Annotated in this window: 19 protein-coding genes; 16 read left to right on the plus strand and 3 right to left on the minus strand. The window is 46.5% G+C overall.

What is annotated here, in order from left to right; all coding sequences use genetic code 11:
- Positions 1-63 precede the first annotated feature (63 nt).
- The 10 genes from MKX63_RS09650 (at position 64) to MKX63_RS09695 (ending at position 9,544) form a co-directional block, all read left to right on the plus strand.
- Complete coding sequence (locus MKX63_RS09650; protein ID WP_341016746.1) at positions 64-366, plus strand: LiaF transmembrane domain-containing protein; 303 nt, start codon at positions 64-66, stop codon at positions 364-366.
- Between the two features lie 47 nt (positions 367-413).
- Entirely contained in the window at positions 414-1,091 is a 678-nt protein-coding gene (locus MKX63_RS09655) for a PspA/IM30 family protein (protein WP_341016747.1), read from the plus strand.
- Positions 1,092-1,095: 4 nt separating this feature from the next.
- Positions 1,096-1,575 (plus strand): PspC domain-containing protein, encoded by a 480-nt coding sequence (locus MKX63_RS09660; protein ID WP_341016749.1) that lies wholly within the window; start codon positions 1,096-1,098, stop codon positions 1,573-1,575.
- 3 nt (positions 1,576-1,578) lie between these two features.
- Positions 1,579-2,286, plus strand: coding sequence for a PspA/IM30 family protein (locus tag MKX63_RS09665; protein ID WP_036700284.1), 708 nt, complete (start codon positions 1,579-1,581; stop codon positions 2,284-2,286).
- Positions 2,287-2,509: 223 nt separating this feature from the next.
- Positions 2,510-3,157: a cell wall-active antibiotics response protein LiaF gene (liaF, locus tag MKX63_RS09670; RefSeq protein ID WP_341016750.1), complete on the plus strand. Its 648-nt coding sequence runs from the start codon at positions 2,510-2,512 to the stop codon at positions 3,155-3,157.
- Positions 3,158-3,196: 39 nt separating this feature from the next.
- Positions 3,197-4,231 carry a sensor histidine kinase gene (locus MKX63_RS09675; protein WP_341016751.1) on the plus strand — a complete coding sequence of 345 codons (1,035 nt, stop codon included), beginning with the start codon at positions 3,197-3,199 and terminating at the stop codon, positions 4,229-4,231.
- Between the two features lie 15 nt (positions 4,232-4,246).
- Positions 4,247-4,906: a response regulator transcription factor gene (locus MKX63_RS09680; RefSeq protein WP_341016752.1), complete on the plus strand. Its 660-nt coding sequence runs from the start codon at positions 4,247-4,249 to the stop codon at positions 4,904-4,906.
- Positions 4,907-5,048: 142 nt separating this feature from the next.
- A complete protein-coding gene (locus MKX63_RS09685; protein WP_341016753.1) occupies positions 5,049-5,855 on the plus strand; it encodes a YwmB family TATA-box binding protein in 807 nt (268 codons plus the stop codon).
- Positions 5,856-6,063: 208 nt separating this feature from the next.
- Complete coding sequence (zwf, locus tag MKX63_RS09690) at positions 6,064-7,614, plus strand: glucose-6-phosphate dehydrogenase (RefSeq protein ID WP_341016755.1); 1,551 nt, start codon at positions 6,064-6,066, stop codon at positions 7,612-7,614.
- A gap of 343 nt (positions 7,615-7,957) precedes the next feature.
- The gene (locus MKX63_RS09695) at positions 7,958-9,544 is read left to right on the plus strand and encodes a peptide chain release factor 3 (protein WP_340751756.1); all 1,587 of its coding nucleotides are present in this window, start codon (positions 7,958-7,960) and stop codon (positions 9,542-9,544) included.
- A gap of 122 nt (positions 9,545-9,666) precedes the next feature.
- On the opposite strand, the gene MKX63_RS09700 is transcribed toward MKX63_RS09695, so the two are convergent.
- Positions 9,667-9,903: a small acid-soluble spore protein SspI gene (locus MKX63_RS09700; RefSeq protein WP_036700271.1), complete on the minus strand. Its 237-nt coding sequence runs from the start codon at positions 9,901-9,903 to the stop codon at positions 9,667-9,669.
- A 196-nt stretch (positions 9,904-10,099) separates the two neighbouring features.
- Between MKX63_RS09700 and MKX63_RS09705 the strand changes: the two genes are divergently transcribed.
- Positions 10,100-10,759 carry a potassium channel family protein gene (locus tag MKX63_RS09705; RefSeq protein ID WP_036700269.1) on the plus strand — a complete coding sequence of 220 codons (660 nt, stop codon included), beginning with the start codon at positions 10,100-10,102 and terminating at the stop codon, positions 10,757-10,759.
- 31 nt (positions 10,760-10,790) lie between these two features.
- Entirely contained in the window at positions 10,791-11,597 is an 807-nt protein-coding gene (locus MKX63_RS09710; RefSeq protein WP_341016757.1) for a TrmH family RNA methyltransferase, read from the plus strand.
- A 734-nt stretch (positions 11,598-12,331) separates the two neighbouring features.
- On the opposite strand, the gene MKX63_RS09715 is transcribed toward MKX63_RS09710, so the two are convergent.
- Entirely contained in the window at positions 12,332-12,805 is a 474-nt protein-coding gene (locus MKX63_RS09715; RefSeq protein ID WP_445323493.1) for a toll/interleukin-1 receptor domain-containing protein, read from the minus strand.
- 1,165 nt (positions 12,806-13,970) lie between these two features.
- Between MKX63_RS09715 and MKX63_RS09720 the strand changes: the two genes are divergently transcribed.
- Positions 13,971-14,297 (plus strand): hypothetical protein, encoded by a 327-nt coding sequence (locus tag MKX63_RS09720; protein WP_341016759.1) that lies wholly within the window; start codon positions 13,971-13,973, stop codon positions 14,295-14,297.
- Positions 14,255-14,833, plus strand: a complete 579-nt coding sequence (locus MKX63_RS09725) for a hypothetical protein (protein ID WP_341016760.1) — start codon at positions 14,255-14,257, stop codon at positions 14,831-14,833. The genes MKX63_RS09720 and MKX63_RS09725 overlap by 43 nt, the downstream gene beginning before the upstream one ends.
- Before the next feature lie 168 nt (positions 14,834-15,001).
- Here MKX63_RS09725 and MKX63_RS09730 read toward each other — a convergent pair whose 3' ends face one another.
- Positions 15,002-16,057, minus strand: a complete 1,056-nt coding sequence (locus MKX63_RS09730; RefSeq protein ID WP_341016761.1) for a helix-turn-helix domain-containing protein — start codon at positions 16,055-16,057, stop codon at positions 15,002-15,004.
- Between the two features lie 276 nt (positions 16,058-16,333).
- Between MKX63_RS09730 and MKX63_RS09735 the strand changes: the two genes are divergently transcribed.
- Both MKX63_RS09735 and MKX63_RS09740 read left to right on the plus strand, forming a co-directional pair.
- The gene (locus MKX63_RS09735; RefSeq protein ID WP_341016762.1) at positions 16,334-18,190 is read left to right on the plus strand and encodes an ATP-dependent nuclease; all 1,857 of its coding nucleotides are present in this window, start codon (positions 16,334-16,336) and stop codon (positions 18,188-18,190) included.
- On the plus strand, positions 18,190-19,923 hold the full coding sequence (locus MKX63_RS09740; protein WP_341016764.1) for an ATP-dependent helicase: 1,734 nt from the start codon (positions 18,190-18,192) through the stop codon (positions 19,921-19,923). Before MKX63_RS09735 ends, MKX63_RS09740 begins: the two co-directional genes overlap by 1 nt.
- The last annotated feature ends 63 nt before the right edge of the window (positions 19,924-19,986 follow it).

The following is a 19,986-nucleotide window of genomic DNA, read 5'->3' on the forward strand; positions in this document are numbered from 1 at the left end:
ATGCGGGATTGCCCTAGAATAAGGGTATAAGAAAGAGAGAGCAGCGAAAGGCGGTGATAACAAATGCAAAGAAATAAAGGTAACGGACTTGCGATTGCGCTGATTGTAATCGGAGCGGTAATGCTGCTTGGCATTCTGCCCCACTTGATTTCAGGAATCTTCGGTATCCTGTTCCCGGCAGTGCTGGTTGCGCTCGGATACTACGGAATTAAGAGCGGCCGCAAGATTATCGGCTGGGTGGTGCTGTTCATCGGTGTCATGTCCCTGATCTCCAAGCTTTCCTGGATTATCGGTCCGCTGCTGGGTATTGCTCTGGTAGTGTGGGGCATCTCGGTACTCAGAGGCAAACAAAGCAGAACATACTAATACACATAGTCCATACTTATTAAGAAGCAGGGAGGGAGCAGGAAATCATGAGTGTTTTTCGCAGAATGAGGGACATCACCGTAGCCAACTTGAATGAACGCCTGGAGCAGAGCCAGGATCCGGTGAAGCTGATTGATCAATTTCTACATTCAACCCGTGAAGAGATTGGGGAGGCCGAACGGCTGTACCAGCAGTACGCTTCTCATACGAAGCAATTGCAGCAGCAGGTGAATCAGGCTACCGCTATGAGGAACAAACGTGAAGAGCAGGCGCTACTCGCACTCAAGGCAGGCGAAGATCATCTGGCCAAGCTGGCATTGCAGGAGAAAATTATCCACGAGGAAAAGCTGGAGCAATACAGCGGGCTGCTGGAGACGAGCCAGCAATCACTCTTCGAACTGGAATCCCAGCTGAACGAGCTCAAAATGGAGTATCAGACGGTATACAGTAAACGCCAGTTCTATGCAGCACGGATGGAGTCGCTGCGGTTGCAGCAACGCATGAATCAAAGAGCGGGTGCTTATGGCGGCGGAGATGTTCCCAAAATGTTCGGCCGTCTGGAAGACAAAATGTCCGACTGGGAGCTTGAAGCCAAAAGCCTGAGCGACTTGCGCCGGATGGGACAGGAATATGCGGTGCAGGCCGGAGAGACCGTGGCAACCGTACTCGAAAGAGAAATGGCCCGCCTAAAGGAGAAGCTGAACAATGATGGCAGAAAGGAGTAGTAGTATGACCCGATTGTATCGTTCAACAAGAGACAAAGTAATGACAGGGCTGGCAGGCGGATTGTCCGAGACACTCGGCATTGACTCTACCCTGTTCCGGATTCTGCTGGTGATCAGTATTCCATTTAGCGGCGGAGCTACGATCCTCGTATACTTTATCGCGGCAATGGTGATTGCCAAGGAACCTAACCAGTACAATCCCTTCGGTCCCGGACCCGGCGCGCCGGGTGGCCCGTACGGCGGACCTTACTCCGGCGGACCTGAATATGGCCGCGGACCACAGGCTCCGCACCAAGGACCTCAGGGATATGGCCCCTATGGCGGACAGCCGGGCTACAATCCCGGCTATGACAAGGCAAGTGCTCACGCAGCTCCCGATTCTGGCCTGGATGCCATGATGAAGGATATCGAGAAGAAGGCACTGCAAAAAGAAGTGGAAGAGCTCAAACAAAAACTTGCTAAATACGAGAAGGGAGAAGTGTAAATTATGGGAGTATTCAAACGGATTAAAGATATGACTAAGGCGTCGGTAAACGATATGTTGGATAAGGTAGAGGACCCGATTGTGATGCTGAATCAGTATCTGCGCGATATGGAGGCTGAGATTCATGAGGCTGAAGTAACTGTAGCGAAGCAGATGGCTAATGAACGCCGTATGAAACAGCGTGTGGACGAAGCTGCCAAGGTAGCCGGACAACGCGGGGCACAGGCTGAGCTTGCGCTGAAGAACGGGCAGGAGGAAGTAACCCGTAAGCTGCTGGAAGAGAAAATCTACTTCGACCAGAAGTTTACCGAGTATGGCGAGCTTCACGCACAGGCTGAAGTGCAAGCCAAGGAATTGGTGCAGCAGCTGCATGATATGAAGGATGAGTTCTACAAGATGCGCAACAAACGCAATGAACTGGTATCCCGCGCTCAAATGGCTAAGGCCAAGAAGCAAATGTCCCAGATCAGCAGCGTACATTCCATTGAAAGCGGAAGTGCCTCCCTTGGATTCCACCGCATGGAAGAAAAGATCATGCAGCTCGAAGCGGAAGCAGATGTGATGCGCGCTCCGTATAGCCCTTCGGCAACCGCATATGCTAAGCCGGTAGATCCTGAGAAGGAACTGAAGGTAGAGGAGCAGCTTGCGGCACTTAAGAACAAGCTGAACTCAACTCCTGCAGCCCCTCCTTTGAATAAAAAAGAACAATAATCCCTGTTCCTAAAGAGCAGCCGGATATGATATGCTGATCAAGGTAAAGCCATACGGTATGGATTCTCCATACCGGTATGGCTTTTGTAGCGGATGCAGCAGGCTGAAGATGTAGTGCTTCGCAAAACTCAGCCAATGCTTACGAAGTCAGTTTTGCTTTGCAAAACTCAGCTAATGCTTACGAAGTCAGTTTTGCTTTGCAAAACTCTTAGGAGGTGCGGAAATGGATAAACGGAACCGGTTGATTGCCATCGGATTGATTGGTGTAGGCTGCTTGATGATGTTTGGCAAATGGATCGGCTTCTTCTCCATTGTCGCACTCCTGTTCCTGCTGCTGGGAATCTACCGGACGACGTCGGGCAGGGTCAAGCAAGGCTATAAGCTTATGGGAGTCGGAGCGGTGCTGCTGCTGCTGGATCATTTGCTGCTGGTGCTTGGCATTTGCCTGGTTTCGCTGGGGATGTTCTTTGTCAAATCGAAAAGAATGCAGCGCAAGGCGGGGTTTGTGCAGAAGCAAAGCTTTTCTTCCCGGTTCGACTGGGATCTCTCGCCTTGGGTGATGCGCAGCCTGAGCGCCTGGCATGTGCTGGGTGAGGTGGATGTGGATCTTTCCCTGGCCATGGCGGAAGAGCAGGAGACGATTATGCTGTATCAGGGGATTTTTGGTGATGTGGATATTCTGCTGTCTGAGGATTACGGGGTAGAGATTGAGGCATTTGTGCTGTTCGGCTCGATTGAGTCCGGCAGTAACCGCGATACGGGGATGCTGAACCGGCTGAACTGGAAGTCACCCAACTATGACAGCTGCGAGCATAAAGTGAAATTTAACATTTCTTATCTGATGGGGGATCTGGACGTACGCTTCCCTTAAGAGTATGTTAGAGCCAAGAGAGAAAGGAGAGCTCCCGGCATGGACAAAAAAAGCAGTAACATGGTAACGCGAAGTATGGGTGAGGGAGCTCTGTTCTCTTTGTTCATGCTGCTCGTTATTACATATATTATGTATACATATGGCTTATTACGGCCATTCGAGGACTGGCGGATTGGCGTAAGGACAGGATTGACGCTAATTCTGCTTCCTATGGCTTTTGGGATCGGGTACGGATTCTATCAGGGCTTCCGCAGCAAGCGCAAGCTGGAATTACTGCGGGCCACCCTGGTCGCCTGGGAGAAAGGCAATCTCACCCCGGCCATGCCTGACCTCGGCAATGATGAGCTGGGGCGGCTCGGGGAACAGCTCGGGCGGATCAGCGGCAAGTGGGAGAATCAGGTGAATACGCTGCAGCGGCTCTCGACCAATAACGCGAAGCTTGCTGAGCAGGCCAGGGTTACGGCAATCATAGAGGAGCGGCAGCGGCTGGCACGGGAGCTGCATGATGCGGTATCGCAGCAGCTGTTCGCCATCTCAATGACAGCAACGGCCGTGGGCCGGACGCTGGAGAAGGACTTTGACAAGGCACAGCGGCAAATCGCACTGATCGAGGAGATGTCAGCCGTAGCCCAGTCGGAGATGAGGGCACTGCTGCTGCATCTAAGACCGGTCTATCTGGAAGGCAAGGGGCTGGAGGAAGGTCTGCAGGAGCTGATTAAGGAACTGAAGATCAAGGTGCCGATTGATATTGTGTTCGAGATGGATCAGGGTGTAGAGCTGCTGAAGGGCGTGGAGAACCATTTGTTCCGTATTGTGCAGGAGGCTATCTCGAATACGCTCCGCCATGCCAAAGCGGAGAAGATGGAGATCCGCCTGCACCGCCGGGGGGATACGGTCCGGCTGACGCTGCGCGATGATGGAATCGGCTTCGAGATGGATGACAGCAAGCAGACCTCCTACGGTCTGTCGAATATGCAGGAGCGGATTACTGAGATCGGGGGCTCGATCCAGTTCATCACCGCTCCCGGCAAAGGCTTGCGGATCGATATTACCGTACCGGTAGTCAATGAATAGGGGGCAGGTGTAACGATGGAGATAGAAGAAGATGATGCAATCAAGGTCCTGCTTGTAGACGATCATGAGATGGTCCGGATCGGGCTTGCTGCGGTGCTCGGCACCGAGGATGGCATTGAGGTCGTCGGGGAAGCGGGAAGCGGCGAGGAGGGCATCCGTCTGGCCCAGGAGTATACGCCGGATGTGGTGCTTATGGATCTGGTAATGGACGGCATGGACGGAATTGAGACGACCAGACAGCTGCTGAAGCTGTACCCGGATTGTAAGGTTATTGTGTTGACCAGTTATTTGGATGATGAGAAGATGTACCCGGTGATTGAAGCCGGAGCCTTCAGTTACCTGCTTAAGACCTCACGGGCCAGCGAAGTCGCAGATGCGATCCGGGCAGCTGCAAGAGGCCAGTCGGTGCTGGAGTCGCAGGTAGCCTCCAAGATGATGAACCGCTTCCGTTCCAATGCAAGAGGTGAGTCACCTGCCTACAAAGAGCTTACGGAACGTGAGATGGAAGTACTGAAGCTGTTAGCTCAAGGCAAGTCCAACCAGGACATTGCCGATCAATTAATTATCGGAATCAAGACGGTGAAATTCCATGTCACGAATATTCTTGCCAAGCTGGGCGTTGAAGACCGGACCCAGGCGGCTATTTATGCATATAAGAATGGACTGGCGGAATAGGGCCGGTCTAGCGATAGAGCACTTTCAAGTGAGTCCGCCCGGATGATCTTGGAAGTGTTTTTGCCTTCGCTCGTATATCTTTCTCTGAAATTGGATAACCTGTCTAGTAGATTACTAGAACGGGTTGAGAGGGAGATGCGAAGTGGGGAATAAAGGGCGGAGCAAGGGGATACTGGTGTTGGTGCTGGCGGGGATCTGTGCGCTGCTGCTGTTGAGCGGATTCCGCAGCGCAGAGCCCGCAGGAGTAAGCGGTGTACAGAAGAATGCTGTTGCTTCTACAATTGCTGGAGAGCTTCGGGAATCCCTGGCTCTGCTGACCTCACTGGGCGGAGAGGCCTCCGCTCCCGGCGCGCCGCTCCGGCTCGTATTGAAATGGCAGGGGGAATATAGCGGCGAAGAGGCTGCTGAGGCTGCGGTACAGAGCCTTAGCAACCGGCTAGGGCTCGGTGAAATTAGCAGCGCAGATGATGAAGGACACCGGGCTTGGCGTTCTGCGACGCAGCTCAGCGGCGGCACACAGCTGACCCTGTTCTGGAGTGAGCTTGGCGGCGGACGCAGCTATTGTATTGTTACGCTGGAGACGGCGGATCTTCTGGGCTCCCCGGAGCTGCCGGACGCAGCGGCGGATGCAGGAGAGGCGATGCTCCAGGCGGGAATTGCTGCGGAGTGGAATGCTTCGCTGCAGGCACCAGCGAAGGCGCAGGGCGGAACGCAGGCAGCACTCCTTGCTGCGGAGCAGTTACTGGCCGCAGAGCTTCCCGGAATTCAGGCAGAGGAGAGCTACGCTGACGTCTCTACATCCAGCCATTCTTATAGTGTGCCGGGTCTTCAGCGCATGGTCAGCAGCGGTAACCACGCCCTGGCCCTCCAGCTCGCAGTTCACAAGAACGTCAACACGGACGAGAACCGGATTACCCTTGGAATGCCATTAATTACAATCGAATACTGAGGTAAATGACATAATATAAGCATAATCCGCTGAAGGCATAAGAAAGAGTAATGGAAAAGTGCGAAATCCCGAGAGAAACTGTCAGGAATGTGATGGCATCCTCCGTGCAATTATGATAAAATGACATCACGCCTATAGTCGTATGTGGTTTCATACCAGGCGATGAGAATGAATGTCAACTATATTACATACAGAGAGATGAGGAGCCATGGCTGAAAATCAAACCCTTGATGCACTGCATACACCCGGTGCTGTATTCTTTATCTTCGGGGCAACCGGAGATCTGGCGCGGCGTAAGCTTTTTCCGGCGATTTACAGTTTGTACCGTGAAGGCAAGCTGACTCATGATTTTGCGGTAGTTGGCGTGGCTCGGCGTCCCCGTACCCAGGATGAATTCCGGGCAGATGTGAAGGAATCCATCCGCGAGTTCTGCCGGTATCAGGCAGGAGATGCTGCGGAATGGAATGAGTTCGTACAGCATTTTGAATACAAGTCACTCGACATCAATAATATTGACGGCTTCCGTGAGCTGAATGAGCAGACGGAGCGGCTGGAAGAGAAGTTCCATATTCCGGGCAACCGCATGTTCTATCTGGCGCTTGCGCCTGAGCTGTTCGGCAGCGTATCCTTCAACCTCAAGGCAGGCGGGATGCTGCAGGCCAGAGGCTGGAACCGACTGGTCATCGAGAAGCCGTTCGGCTACAATCTCGAATCCGCTGAGGAACTGAACGAACAGATCCGCCAGGTCTTCAAGGAAGAGGAGATTTACCGGATTGACCACTACCTGGGCAAGGAAATGGTTCAGAACATTGAAGTGATCCGGTTCGCCAATGCCTTCTTCGAGCCGTTATGGAATAACAAGCATATTGCCAACATTCAGATTACACTCGGCGAGACGGTGGGTGTCGAAGAACGCGGCGGGTATTACGATCATGCGGGGGCGCTGCGCGATATGGGCCAGAACCATATTTTGCAGCTGCTGACGATGATTGCTATGGAACCGCCTAGCCGTCTCCTGGCTGAAGATATCCGTGATGAGAAGGTGAAGGTTCTTCGTTCGCTGCGTCCTTATGCTACTGCTGATGAGGTCCGTGAGAACGTAGTCCGCGGCCAATACACGCAAGGTCTCTACAAGGGCAAGACGCTTCCGGCTTACCGCCAGGAAGACAAAGTGGACCCGGAATCGAATACAGAAACGTATTTCGCAGCCCGTGTGTTCGTCGATAACTTCCGCTGGGCTGGAGTTCCTTTCTATATCCGCACCGGCAAACGCCTGCCTGTGAAGACCACGGAAGTGGTTGTAGAATTCAAAGGAATGCCGACCAATGTCTACTTGGGCCAGAAGCACAAGCTTGAGCCGAACCTGCTCGTCATCCGCGTCAATCCGATGGAAGGCATCTATGTGAAGATCAATGCGAAGAAGCCGGGCTCGGAATCCGAGATTCAGCCGCTGGCCATGGATTTCTGCCAGAGCTGCATGATCGGCATTAACTCGCCGGAGGCTTATGAGCGTCTGCTGCATGATGCTGCACGCGGCGATTCCACCTACTTCACCCGCTGGGATGAAGTGTCCTCGGCCTGGTCCTTCGTGGACCGGATTGCCAAGGCGTGGAAGGAAGAGAGCAACGACTTGGCTTCCTATCCTGCAGGCTCGTGGGGTCCGGTTGAAGCCGACCAGCTGCTTGCCGGAGAAGGCTTCCACTGGTGGCCGGTCAACGGCCAGGATGAAGACAATGTGGTCTGGCAGGTTAACCGCTAGTCCCTGAAGAAGAATGGCTACAGATCCTCCTGCATTCCGCTGCAGGGGGATTTTTTGCTGGATCATGAATTTATAATATAAGATATTTCACTACAGGCGCTTTTTTGTAGATAATCTCTGCCGGATTTTGCTATACTGAGAAGGATGCTTTCAATATAAAGATTTCTAAGCCTAGCGCTATAGATGATCCTATACATGGTAAACGTTACGTTCAAGAAATAGACGTTGAATTTTGTTGATTTTTATAAGAAAGGATCTGAATCCATGAATAGCAGACCGATTTGACCGATCCGGGAATTGAGGCAGAAGTAAGCATGAATTTATAGATGAAGGGATATGTGCAATGAATAAAGCAACGGACCATAAGCTTCAGAGTGAAGTCGACAAACGCAGAACCTTTGCGATTATTTCCCACCCGGATGCGGGGAAAACTACACTGACCGAGAAACTGCTGCTCTTCGGAGGCGCCATCCGTCTGGCAGGTACAGTCAAAGCCCGTAAGGCGAGCAAGCACGCCACCAGTGACTGGATGGAAATTGAGAAGCAGCGCGGAATCTCGGTAACGTCCTCCGTAATGCAATTTGATTACCTGGACCACCGGGTGAACATTCTGGATACTCCGGGTCACCAGGATTTCAGTGAAGACACCTATCGTACGCTCACTGCGGCTGACAGTGCGGTCATGCTGATCGACGTAGCCAAGGGTGTGGAGACACAGACCATCAAGCTGTTCCAGGTCTGCGCGAAGCGCGGCATTCCGATCTTCACCTTCATTAATAAGCTGGACCGCGAAGGCCGCAGCCCGTTTGATCTGATGGAGGAGCTGGAGAATGTGCTGGGCATCCGCTCGGTGCCGATGAACTGGCCGATTGGGATGGGCCGTGAGCTGTGCGGTGTCTATGACCGGATGAAGAATCAGGTCGAGCTGTTCCAGGGCGATGACCATTCCGTAATTAAAGTACAGAAGGTAGAGAGCTACCGCGACCCGATTATCCGTGAGATGGCGGGGGAGTACCTGCATGATCAGCTATGCGCGGATCTGGAGCTGCTGGATGTAGCGGGCGATCCTTTTGACTATGAGAAGGTGCTGCGCGGGGAGATTACTCCGGTATTCTTCGGCAGTGCGATCAACAACTTCGGTGTGCAGACGTTCCTGGATAATTTCCTGGAGCTTGCGCCGAAGCCTGAACCGCGCCGCAGTACAGCGGGCTCTGTAGAACCGACGAATGAGAAATTCACCGGCTATGTATTCAAAATTCAGGCGAACATGAATCCCGCACACCGTGACCGTATCGCGTTCCTGCGTATCGTGTCCGGCAAGTTCGAGCGCGGAATGAGTGTGAAGCATGTACGTGCCGGCAAAGACATCAAGCTGTCCCAGCCGCAGCAGTTCCTTGCCCAAGACCGGGACATTGTGGAAGAGGCATATCCGGGGGATATTATCGGCCTGTTCGACCCGGGCATTTTCCGGATTGGCGATACGCTCAGTCAGGCTGGAGATATCGAATTCGATGAGCTACCGACCTTCTCGCCGGAGATTTTCTCCAAAGTCACCATCAAGAATGCACTGAAATCGAAGCAATTCCAAAAGGGGATTGACCAGCTGACCGAAGAGGGCATGATCCAGGTGTTCCGTACCGTCAACTTCGATGATATTCTGCTGGGTGTAGTCGGACAGCTGCAGTTCGAGGTGTTCGAGTACCGTATGAAGGGTGAATATGGCGTGGATGTGCAGCTGCAGCGTATGAGCTACCAGTTCGCACGCTGGATCGTGGATGAGAACAAGCCGGATGCCAGCAAGTTCCGGATCAACTCCACTCTGGTTACGGACAAGAAGGGCAATTACGTAGTGCTGTTCGAGAACGAATACGCCATGCGGACCGCGATGGAGAAGAATCCGACCGCGAAGTTCCTGGAGACTGCTCCTTGATGGGTGTTATAGAAGTAAGATGCTTAGTTTAGCATATGCATGATTAGGCTATAAAAAACCTCCGCCTCCACCCGTGCAGCTGCACGGTGGGGTGCGGAGGTTTTTGGCGGGATGGGCCTCCTCTAGGAGGTGATGGACCCTGGGGTAAGCTTGTCCAGATGTCTGTGCAGCATAGAGAGAACCCGGTCCTGCTTCGCAGGGTCGAGGTCCTTCCAGATCATCTCAAAGACGACACCCAGTCCGGGAAGCGCGGCTTCCGGCCCGTCTACGGAATTCTCAATGACCTCCCGCAGACCTTCTTCGGACTGGCCGTGCACCTTGTGAATGATGGCCTGGCGCAAATCAAGGGTGACTGGCATAATCGGCCTCCTTAAAGTTTTGTGAGCATCTGCTTCCTGAATCAGCATCGCACAACTGACTTCGAAAGCAGGAGCTTAGTCAGGTATAAGCAGCCTTCTTATAAGGTGCCCTGCGGGAGCGCTGAACATTCAAGTTTATAACGGCTTATGCTATACTGTGTGAGATGTATTATATGTGCGGGAGGGACAAGGCTTAATGGCAAAAAAACAGTATGCGATCATCGGCATGGGCCGCTTCGGCTCAAGTGTGGCCAAAGCGCTCAGCGGGATGGGCTATGAGGTGCTGGCCATTGATGCGGATGAACAGCGCACCCAGGAAATCTCCAATATTGTGACCCATGCCGTATCTGCGGACTCCACGGATGAAGAGGCGCTGCGTGCGCTGGGCATCCGTAACTTCGATGTGGTGGTAGTCGCCATCGGTGAAGATATTCAGGCCAGCATTCTGACAACGCTGATCCTGAAGGATCTGGGCGTACCTGCCATTATCGCCAAAGCCAAAAGTGAGCTGCACGGCAAGGTACTGGGCAAAATCGGAGCAGATAAGGTGATCTACCCGGAGCGGGACATGGGGATGCGCGTGGCGCATCATCTCGCTTCTCCGAACATCCTCGATTACATCGAGCTGTCACCGGAGTACAGCATTCTCGACATGAAGGTCTCGGGGCCAATGCTGGGTAAGAACCTGCAGGAGCTTGATATACGCGCCAAATATGGGTGCAATGTGATGGCGATCCGTCAGGGCGAGGAAATGAATATCTCTCCCAGAGCGGAGGACCGTCTGACCGATGGTGATGTCCTTGTCATTGTCGGACGGAAGGATAACCTGACGAAGCTGGAAATGGCTTATCAATAGGAATCTGTAAGCAACAGAAAGGTAGGACCCTATGGAAATTATGTCGCCGCAGAACACGCGGGTGAAGGAATGGGCCGGACTACAGGAGAAGAAGCACCGTGACCGGTCCGGCAAATATATCGTGGAAGGCATTCATCTGGTGCAGGAGGCCCTGCAGGCGGAAGCAGATGTGGAATGCCTGGCCTTTGATCTTGATAAAGGCATGCCGGCTGAGCTGAAGCCGCTGCTTCAGGCCATACAGGGCATGGAGGTCATCGGCGTATCGGCGGCAGTGGTTGCCAAGTGCAGCAGCACGGGCACCCCGCAGCCGGTATTCGCCATTGTGCGGAAGGAGCAACAGGGCCTAGAGGCTATTCTGTCGAAGCCGGACAGCCTGGTTGTGGTGCTGGACGGGGTCCAGGACCCCGGCAATGTAGGCACCATCATCCGCAGCGCGGATGCGGCGGGCGCGGACGGCGTGATCCTCGGCCGGGGCTGCGCCGATCTCTTCAACCCGAAGACCATCCGGTCCACGATGGGCTCGATGTTCCATCTCCCGGTAGTGGAGGGAGAGCTAAGTACCATACTCCCGCAGGCACGGGAGGGCGGGGCGCTGCTGGTCAGCACCTCGCTGACGGCTGAGGATTCCTGCTACACCCATGATTTTCACGGCAGCCAGTGGCTGCTGATCGGCAGCGAAGGCCAAGGCATCTCGCCCGAGACAGCCCGGCTAGTCGACAAAAGCATCCTCATCCCCATGGCCGGCCGCGCCGAATCGCTGAACGCCGCGATGGCCGCGACGATATTGCTTTTTGAGGGAATGCGGCAGCGGGGGAATTATCTTAACCAACCTTTATAACTGTGAGTTATAACATTAAATGAGACAAGTTATAGCACTGAATGAGACAGTTTATAAGATCTGAATGAGATAACAATAGCCTAAGGAACACTGTAATGGTGGGTATAGTGCTGTTTCTTCTTATGAGATAAAATCAAAGTTGATCATGCTTATATTGCATTTTAGGTGAAGAACAATGAATTGTTTTTTATAACATGAATTGGGACATTCCCTTCTTTAAGGTTTTTATCTTTGCAATATCGATATCCATGCCGCTGCGAGATACCGGTGATAATATAAGCAAAGGAATGAATTACAAGAATTATTAGTTTAAGGCATATTATCAACATTTGGAACATTGTTTGGCATAGGTTTGTAACGATTTTCGGCACAGTAAATTAAGTCCTGATGATCAAGTAACCCCTGATTTATCAGCTTTTTTAAAAAATTCTCCATTAATTTTTCAAAACATTTTTAAAGGGGGAGGAACTGGAAGGCATTGATTTTAGATTAGAATTTGATGTGAGGGTGATTGGGTGTCCAAAGAAAATAAAGTATAGAATGGTGGGCGCTTCATTAAGCTAACGGCAGGTTAGTTCGAAGCTGTAGGTTGCCGAAAACTTTATTCCATTCCCGACAAAGAAAAAACCCAATGCAATTACATTGGGTTTAAACATTGGTACAACCGCGTTCACCAAGTAACCGAGGTCCATGTAGCCCCATCTAAACAGCAAACTTCGGTAGACCAACAGAGCTTAGAGGGCGACTAGCTCTACGAGCTTGGCCGCGACGTCTGCCATTGGCTCTTCTGCAGTGTTCAGGCCGCTTCGCGATCCGAGCAAGGGGCTGACTTCGCGGAGAGCTTCATACGTTGTCTCGTGCACAATCGGAACGAGCCGATCACCCGCGAGGAGTGCCGAAAGTTCTTTGTCGGCGATGCCCTCTGCTGGGAGGCGGCGTAGCAACGCAGGGGTCAGCAGCACAATCCCAACTCGCGATTTCGCCAAGCCTTTGTCGATGGCACGAAGCAACGGCACACCGAGGCTAACGTCTTTCTCGCTGAACCAGACGGAGACACCATGTGACTCAAGCAGATCGTGCAGATCCTTGGCGGCCCCCTTCCGGTCGTCCCACGCATGGCAGAGGAAGACGTCCCGAAGGTCAGGCTGATTTGCCAGGTTTTCGACGCTGTTGCGGACTGGTGTGAGTGCCCGAACTTCTTCAAGCATGTACAATATAGACGAACCTGCTCCTGACCAGCGCGGTTTTGAACTGCGGACTGAACCTCCTCAGCTGCTTCGGCCGCCCCCACTTGTCAGGGACGAGGAGTAAGATGAGGGCGAGTACGAACTGTAGCCGCCACCACTACTTTAGCGGCCATAACGCCCTCTGCACGCTGGACAGTTGTCTGCGGCACTCGCTGAGCTATGTCCCCTTACTGGAGCTGTGCATCTAGCCATGTTTCTACCTCCCTAATTGAATGAATAGTTCTGACAAATTATATCATCATCCAATAAAATACAGAAGATTTGGGATGCCCTGCCTTCCATCATGGAGTGCATGTAACTGTTGTCTTGAGAGTCTATCAGGGTATGAGCTCAAGATTAGCTGGGGTACCTAATAATACATTTATTTTCTGATTTTTTCTTCTCATACCGTTGACAAATTAGGTTCAAGGGGATACGTTTTACCCATCGAAACTAGTGGGACAGAATCAGGAGGTAATCCCAAACGATTGGAAAGGATGATGTGTTATGTTTCGCAAGTGTATAAAATGCGGTGGTAGAGCTGTACATGTTAAAGGTCATACATATAAATGCGAACGCTGTGGTCATCAATTCGGATCACTCTAAGCAGAAAGGGATTCCAGATTAGGAATCCCTTTTCTAATCTTTTAAACAAGAAAGATGAGGGCCATCAGGAGTTTACACGCAGATGTGTCCAACTCTGTTCTCTTGTCCATAGCAGTCGCTGTTTCAATTTCATAGGTCAGTCTAAAACTGATTTTATGGGGTCTGACGCTAAGGAAGCAAGATAAGTCGCGTGGAATATAGAAATCCAGTCTATTACTTTATGATCTTTGGATCTTCGCAAAGTTTTAAATAAACAGAATATAGTAAATAATATCTATTAATATAAAAGATAAACTACCAAGACGACACTTGCTGATGATATGCAAGTGTCGCTTTTTTTTGTTTATTTAAATGAAATGATATGAAGAATAATTGTTATTTGATGACAAGTTAAAATAGGGAGGTAATTCAATCTGGATCCGTTAGTTTGGAATAACAAGGATTGGAAACAAGAGGATGTTGAATTTTCCCAAAGCGAAGAGTAGAAAATAAAATTAGTTGGCAGAAACCACATATTATCGGGAGTTTCTACAGTAGAAAAATGAAGTGTACGGTGGAGTATCATTCTTTAAATGAATGTTTTTTTTACTATTTTTTAGAGGTTGATGCTTTAACACTACGTTATTATGTTCAACCTATTGAAGTGAAAATTCCATTAAAAAAATTGAATTCGCAAAGACAATTTTGGATACATGTTCCTGATGTTCTTGTATTCAGGAATGATTACAAGCCTTTGTTGTATCAGATAAAAGAAGAGCCAGGTGATCTGGGTGAAAGGTTTCGTCAATGTAATGATTACTGCGAAAGATATGGTGCCCAAAAAGGTTGGGAATACGATGTTATTCATCCAAAAACTTTCACCAAATAAATAAATTACTAAAGGAATGCCTTGAGGTTTGCCAAAAAGCAAATCAAATTTGTACTATTGGAGGTTTCGTTAAGTATAGTTTTATTCCTCGTGCATCAATTAATCACTATGGTATAAACAAAGTAATTATTGCAGCAAATAAAAAATATTTAAAAGAAAGTGAAGTTGACGAAATTGCAAGGTGTCGGAAAGTGGCTGGGAAATTTGTAACAGAAAAATCAGTTATAGGACAATCCTTTTCTACTAGAGATTTATATAAATCATTGGATCGGAGTTATAGTTGGATAAAAGAAAAAAGCCCAGAATTGTTTTTATGGATCAATAAACGAGTAGATAAATCTCATGAGCAAGCAAGGAAGTTGAGTTTATTGGAACGAAAAAAGAAGATCAAAAATGCTATTAGCTATCTAAAAAAACATGATATGGCTATTTCTAAGTCCGCTGTTGCAAGGGTTACGGGGATTAAACACTATGAAATAATGGGTGTGAATGAATTATCAAATTACTATAATAAACTCATGGAAAATAAGAATTAGATATAGAACTGTGTATCAAGGTTTAGTTTTTACTGGGCTTAATCCAATACTCATGATTTTCTGGAACAGTAGTTAAAGTTCCAACGATTCAAGATGTACTACTGAGACGATTCAAGGTCAACCCTATCGGTTTCGATCCCAATAGTACTTTTTTTTCGGAAGAGTAATTTACGATAATATTTTTACATCTTCAATATCCAAATAGCGGGCTAAACCATATGGATCTTGGATATCCAAAAAGTTTAGAAGCCTCAATAGATTATGACTATCTGGAGTAGTTTCACCGGCTTCCCATTTTTGATATGAGCGAATTGATGCTCCAATAGCGGTAGCCACCTCTTTTTGAGTATAACCTTCTCGGATTCTTATGCTTTTAAGCTCTTCGTTATCAAACTCCATAAGCTGCGGACCTATGTGCAAGGGATACCAATAATCAGTTCCATCTTCAGAATTATTCCAGCAATTCAACCCCCATATTCCAGTCCTTGGTCCAGCTTCAATATGGATTTCTCCTGTATAAGTTCTATTTAACTCAGCCCACACCCGTATCTGATTTTTGATCTTAATTCCAATCCATCGAAGAATTGGTTGTCCAAACTCATCACATGGAAATGTACCGTAAACCTTGAACTCTTGTTTTTCGCGGCTAATAAAGCCATTCTCATAGTAAAGAAATAACGGATATATTATTGGTTGAAGCCCGCTTTTTTCTAAGGTGTGATTATAAGCTGTAATGAACTGTGTAGGCAGTTTATCTGATATATCGAGTTCTTCGATGAGGTCTAAATAATGTGTCCATTGAAATAAAAATCCCGTCTCACCTACAAGTCCTTTTTGTTTAATTGGATAGTTGAATATCTGATTTAATTCCAAATGATGATGATAGTACATATGTTCCAAGGTCAAGAACAAGCGTTCAATGTTTTCGGGGATTTGAGCACCATTTTTTAGTTGGAAAACCCCTCTTACATAGTCCTCTAGTTCTCCCAGGTGATCTAAATCGTCTTGTCGTTGATGAAAATAAAAAGGTATGCGCCTAAGAAAGCTCTCTTTGCTCAAAATGCGATTTGGGAAGTACCAACTATGCTCCTTTTCTCCAAGGTAAGGAAATATTTCTTCACCAATATTATCGTGCCTCTCAAAATAGGACTTAATTTTTTTGATGATTTTAAAATCATCAATGTAATTAGTTAAGTATTTCTCAATGGATATAGAATCTTGCATTTATCGCACCTCCTGCTAATACTTATATTTTAGCACGCAGCACTTGGGGGTTACAGATGTCTATTTATTCGTCTAAGGAGAGGAAATTGGGCTGAGAAAATTATAAATTGCTCATGTAGAGTAAAAACCCTATTTGAAATACGACAAGTTATTCGTATGGATTTTAGAGAGTAATGCAGTGGATCAATTAATTTCCGTACGGTCATATATTTATAACAAAATTCGGCAAAAGATTCTTATCTTTCGTTTATAATGGTGATAGAGCATTGTAAATAAGTGGAACTGGTAGGTGAGTTCTTATATATGTACATATCAAAGCTAAGAATTTTAAACTATAAATCTTTCTCGGATTTCTCAATTGAATTTAATAACGGACTATCGGTCATTATAGGAGAAAATAATATAGGTAAATCCAATGTTCTTGATGCACTTTCCCTAATTTTTATTTTTAATTACGGTTGGAAACGGCGACACTTAACCCAAGAAGACTTTAATAATGGATTAGTCATTCAGGGAGTATGGCCATCAATAAAAATTGAGGCTACTTTATCAGAGGTATTCTCTGAAGACGAAATGGCACTGACCTACAAATGGCTAACTAAGGAATCAGGACAAGCAAGACTCACTTACATTTTTAGGCCTAAAGGTAACTGTACCAAAAAACCTCCGTCTGTACCGACTTCAATAAGTAATTTAAAAATACCTCTCGATCAATATGAATGGATTATTTTCGGGGGGGAAATAGAAACCACAGATATATTTGATCATCAGATGCTTCAACGATTTACTTTGGAAAGTGTTGACGCCTTAAGAGATGCAACTTCTGAATTGAGTAGATCCTCTAGTAAATTACATAGAATTATTAGTTCCTATGAACAAGACGAAAGAAATAAAGATGAAGTGGTCTCAAAAGCTCAAGAGTTAAATAAACAAATTAAGTTATCCAGTGAAATAAATAAGGCTCAAAAAGCAATTAATGAATATCTTAAACAAATAACTGGTCATCTACACCAACGTACAGAGATACAAATGGCGGAAAGTAGCTATGAGCATTTACTAAAGAACTTGAAAGTTTTAATAGGTCCAAATGATGGGAACGTCCATTCAGTAGAGACTAACGGTTTAGGGTATAATAACTTGCTCTATATTAGTCTTTTACTGGCACAATACTTTAATAGAAAAGATAAAAAGGGTATTGATTACACATTTCCAATTTTGACCGTAGAAGAGCCAGAGGCACATCTACATACCCATCTACAAAGATACTTAAGTAATTACTTCTTCACTGAAGCTGTAGCCGGCCAAATTCTTGTAACTTCACATTCTACTCATATTTCATCATCCGCGAATCTAAGCTCACTAATTTTAATGTATAAAGAGTCTGAGATAATTTATTCCAAGCAAATAGGAACTATCTTTGATGAAAAGGCTGAGAAATATAAGCGGCACCTTGAAAGATGGTTAGATGCTACAAAGTCAAATATATTTTATGGACGCAAAACTCTGTTAGTAGAGGGTATTGCAGAAAGAATGCTAATACCTAAGATGGCAGAGATATATTGGAATAAGGGTAGAAGGGAAACGGAGCCAGTAAAATCATTAGAAGGCTTTGGGGTGTCCATTATTTCTGTTGATGGTGTCGCTTTTAGACCATTTTTGCATCTCTTCGGAAAAACAGGTCTTAACCAAAAATGTGCGGTATTGACCGACAGTGACCCAGAAAAACGAGAGGTAACTGATCCGATATCTGGTGAGAAGCATAAAGTCGCTGTATTCCCGACTCAGAAAAATCCTGCAAGTGCTTGTTCTCGAACAATTAACTTAATAGATGATTTTAAAGGACTGCCTCACGTTTCCATTCAAACAAATCTAAAAACGTTTGAATATGACCTCATCCTTGAGAATCATGATTTTTTTAAGCATTTAATATCCCATTATGAATTAGGAACAAAAGAAGAAAGAAAACAAATATCAGTATTGACTGGTCATGAATTTGAAAAAGAGGCATTCCTTATCATTGCTGAGACTAAGGGAGAAGCGGCTCAATATGTTCTTGATGAATTAATGGCTGGTAAGGAAATTAAAATTCCAAAGTATATATCAGACACTTTAGATTTTCTTTCGGAGGACTAATGAAAGATTGTAAAGAACTTAGAGAAGAAATTGCTACTCTGCCGGTAAATCAGAGTGTAATTGTAGCAGCAGGTCCTGGAAGTGGGAAAACAAAATTATTAATTAAACGACTTATATATTTGTGTGAGAACTCATGTAAATCTAATTCTAATATTGCTTGTATTACTTATACAAATGCTGCGAAAAATGAAATTCTTGATCGCCTTAAAAATGAAATTGGATTCTCATTACCACAGGGTACGTTCATTGGAACAATACACTCTTTTTTAAATGAGTATCTGATAGCTCCTTATAGCTATTTGCTTTCAGAAATAGGACGGCCTTATGAATTACTACCTCGTGGCTTCTCAAAATACTATGTTAATCGAATCTCTGATTCAAGGAAATTTAAAATATATGATAATCTTATTGCTCTAGAATCAATAGGATATGATCGAAATGGTGAATTGAGAAGTTTTAGATCAAATAGAATAACAAAAGACGAGATGGCTTTGTTAAAAAAAACGATACATGATGACCATAAAATTGACCAACAAGATACTATTTATTTCGCATACCAACTTCTACTGAATTTTCCGCATCTTAAGGTTGCGCTGACTTCTCGCTTATCATCAATTTTAGTTGATGAATATCAGGATGTAACGTATTACCAAGATCAAATATTCCAATTTCTAACCAAAACATCTCTCTTTTTTGTTGGGGACCCTAATCAATCGATATTTAGTTTTACAGGGGCGGAACCAACAATATTTGAAAGTAGGCTGAGTAACCCCGAGGCGTTTGAAAAATATAGTCTTACAAATAATTTTCGAAGTACAATGACAATTGTTGATTTTAATAATAAGAAATCCACTTTAAAACAATTAGCAAACGGAAGTAACTCAGACATACAGCAGGATGTTATTCTTCTCAAGGAAGAGATTGATATAAAGCAGGCAATAGAGTCTTTTCATCAGATAAGGTTAAAGGTTGGTTCAGAAAAAGAGCATATTCCATTTTTAATTCTGGCAAGGAAACATGAAGTGCTTATAGATATTCAACAGAAAATCAGTGAACATGAGATCGAACAATCTCCATTTCTCAATAAATTAAAGGAGATTGATTATAGGCGATATGAAATTATCAATCAATTACTTAAGGCAGTACTTTTGAATAAATCTCATGAGTATGTCAAAAGTATTGAAGCTGTTGAGTTGGCTTTGGCCCGAATTATCTTTAATAAAAATCCCAATTTCGTTTCTTTATCTGATATCAAGTATGATCGGTTGTTATGGAGGAAACTACTAGTGGGTATATTTGCTTGGCTGAATGCTCAAGAGTTAAATGGAATGGCTATTGAAAGCTTTCTTAAGGCTTTAAAGGAGCAGATGAAGAACTATTCCGAAAAGAATCTCGGAGTGAAAATAGGCGTTAAACTAAAAATTCTTGATTACGATTGGCCAAGTCAGAAGAAAGAGTCAAAAAAAATAACTGCACAGCAAGTAATGGAACAGATTATCTTAGAGCCTAATGAAGCAGATAATGCTTATTTATCAACTATACACAGTGCCAAGGGGAGAGAGGCAACCTCTATCTTAGTTATTGCTGAGGATCTAAAAGAACTACAAAAATGGATGAATCTTAACGACAAAGAAGATGCTCGGGTTGGATTTGTCGCTTTTACTAGGGCTAGAAGACTTTTGTGTATTTGGTGTCCGGATCTATCTGAGTCGGGCGCTTCTGCTTTTTTATGAGATTGGAGTAATTGATATTTGTCGAGAAAGTCTCACCAATACCCTTTTTTGGCTCCAAGTAGA

The sequence above is a fragment of the Paenibacillus sp. FSL R7-0179 genome, from assembly GCF_038002265.1.
Taxonomy (GTDB): Bacteria; Bacillota; Bacilli; order Paenibacillales; family Paenibacillaceae; genus Paenibacillus_AQ.

Excerpts from the sequence above, each read along its gene's own strand:
- MKX63_RS09655 (WP_341016747.1), top strand. The coding sequence starts at position 414 with ATGAGTGTTTTTCGCAGAATGAGGGACATCACCGTAGCCAACTTGAAT.
- MKX63_RS09715 (WP_445323493.1), bottom strand. The coding sequence starts at position 12,805 with ATGCTTGAAGAAGTTCGGGCACTCACACCAGTCCGCAACAGCGTCGAA.
- MKX63_RS09660 (WP_341016749.1), top strand. The coding sequence starts at position 1,096 with ATGACCCGATTGTATCGTTCAACAAGAGACAAAGTAATGACAGGGCTG.
- MKX63_RS09720 (WP_341016759.1), top strand. The coding sequence starts at position 13,971 with ATGAAGTGTACGGTGGAGTATCATTCTTTAAATGAATGTTTTTTTTAC.
- zwf (WP_341016755.1), top strand. The coding sequence starts at position 6,064 with ATGGCTGAAAATCAAACCCTTGATGCACTGCATACACCCGGTGCTGTA.
- MKX63_RS09705 (WP_036700269.1), top strand. The coding sequence starts at position 10,100 with ATGGCAAAAAAACAGTATGCGATCATCGGCATGGGCCGCTTCGGCTCA.
- liaF (WP_341016750.1), top strand. The coding sequence starts at position 2,510 with ATGGATAAACGGAACCGGTTGATTGCCATCGGATTGATTGGTGTAGGC.
- MKX63_RS09680 (WP_341016752.1), top strand. The coding sequence starts at position 4,247 with ATGGAGATAGAAGAAGATGATGCAATCAAGGTCCTGCTTGTAGACGAT.
- MKX63_RS09730 (WP_341016761.1), bottom strand. The coding sequence starts at position 16,057 with ATGCAAGATTCTATATCCATTGAGAAATACTTAACTAATTACATTGAT.
- MKX63_RS09675 (WP_341016751.1), top strand. The coding sequence starts at position 3,197 with ATGGACAAAAAAAGCAGTAACATGGTAACGCGAAGTATGGGTGAGGGA.
- MKX63_RS09650 (WP_341016746.1), top strand. The coding sequence starts at position 64 with ATGCAAAGAAATAAAGGTAACGGACTTGCGATTGCGCTGATTGTAATC.
- MKX63_RS09695 (WP_340751756.1), top strand. The coding sequence starts at position 7,958 with ATGAATAAAGCAACGGACCATAAGCTTCAGAGTGAAGTCGACAAACGC.
- MKX63_RS09710 (WP_341016757.1), top strand. The coding sequence starts at position 10,791 with ATGGAAATTATGTCGCCGCAGAACACGCGGGTGAAGGAATGGGCCGGA.
- MKX63_RS09700 (WP_036700271.1), bottom strand. The coding sequence starts at position 9,903 with ATGCCAGTCACCCTTGATTTGCGCCAGGCCATCATTCACAAGGTGCAC.
- MKX63_RS09665 (WP_036700284.1), top strand. The coding sequence starts at position 1,579 with ATGGGAGTATTCAAACGGATTAAAGATATGACTAAGGCGTCGGTAAAC.
- MKX63_RS09740 (WP_341016764.1), top strand. The coding sequence starts at position 18,190 with ATGAAAGATTGTAAAGAACTTAGAGAAGAAATTGCTACTCTGCCGGTA.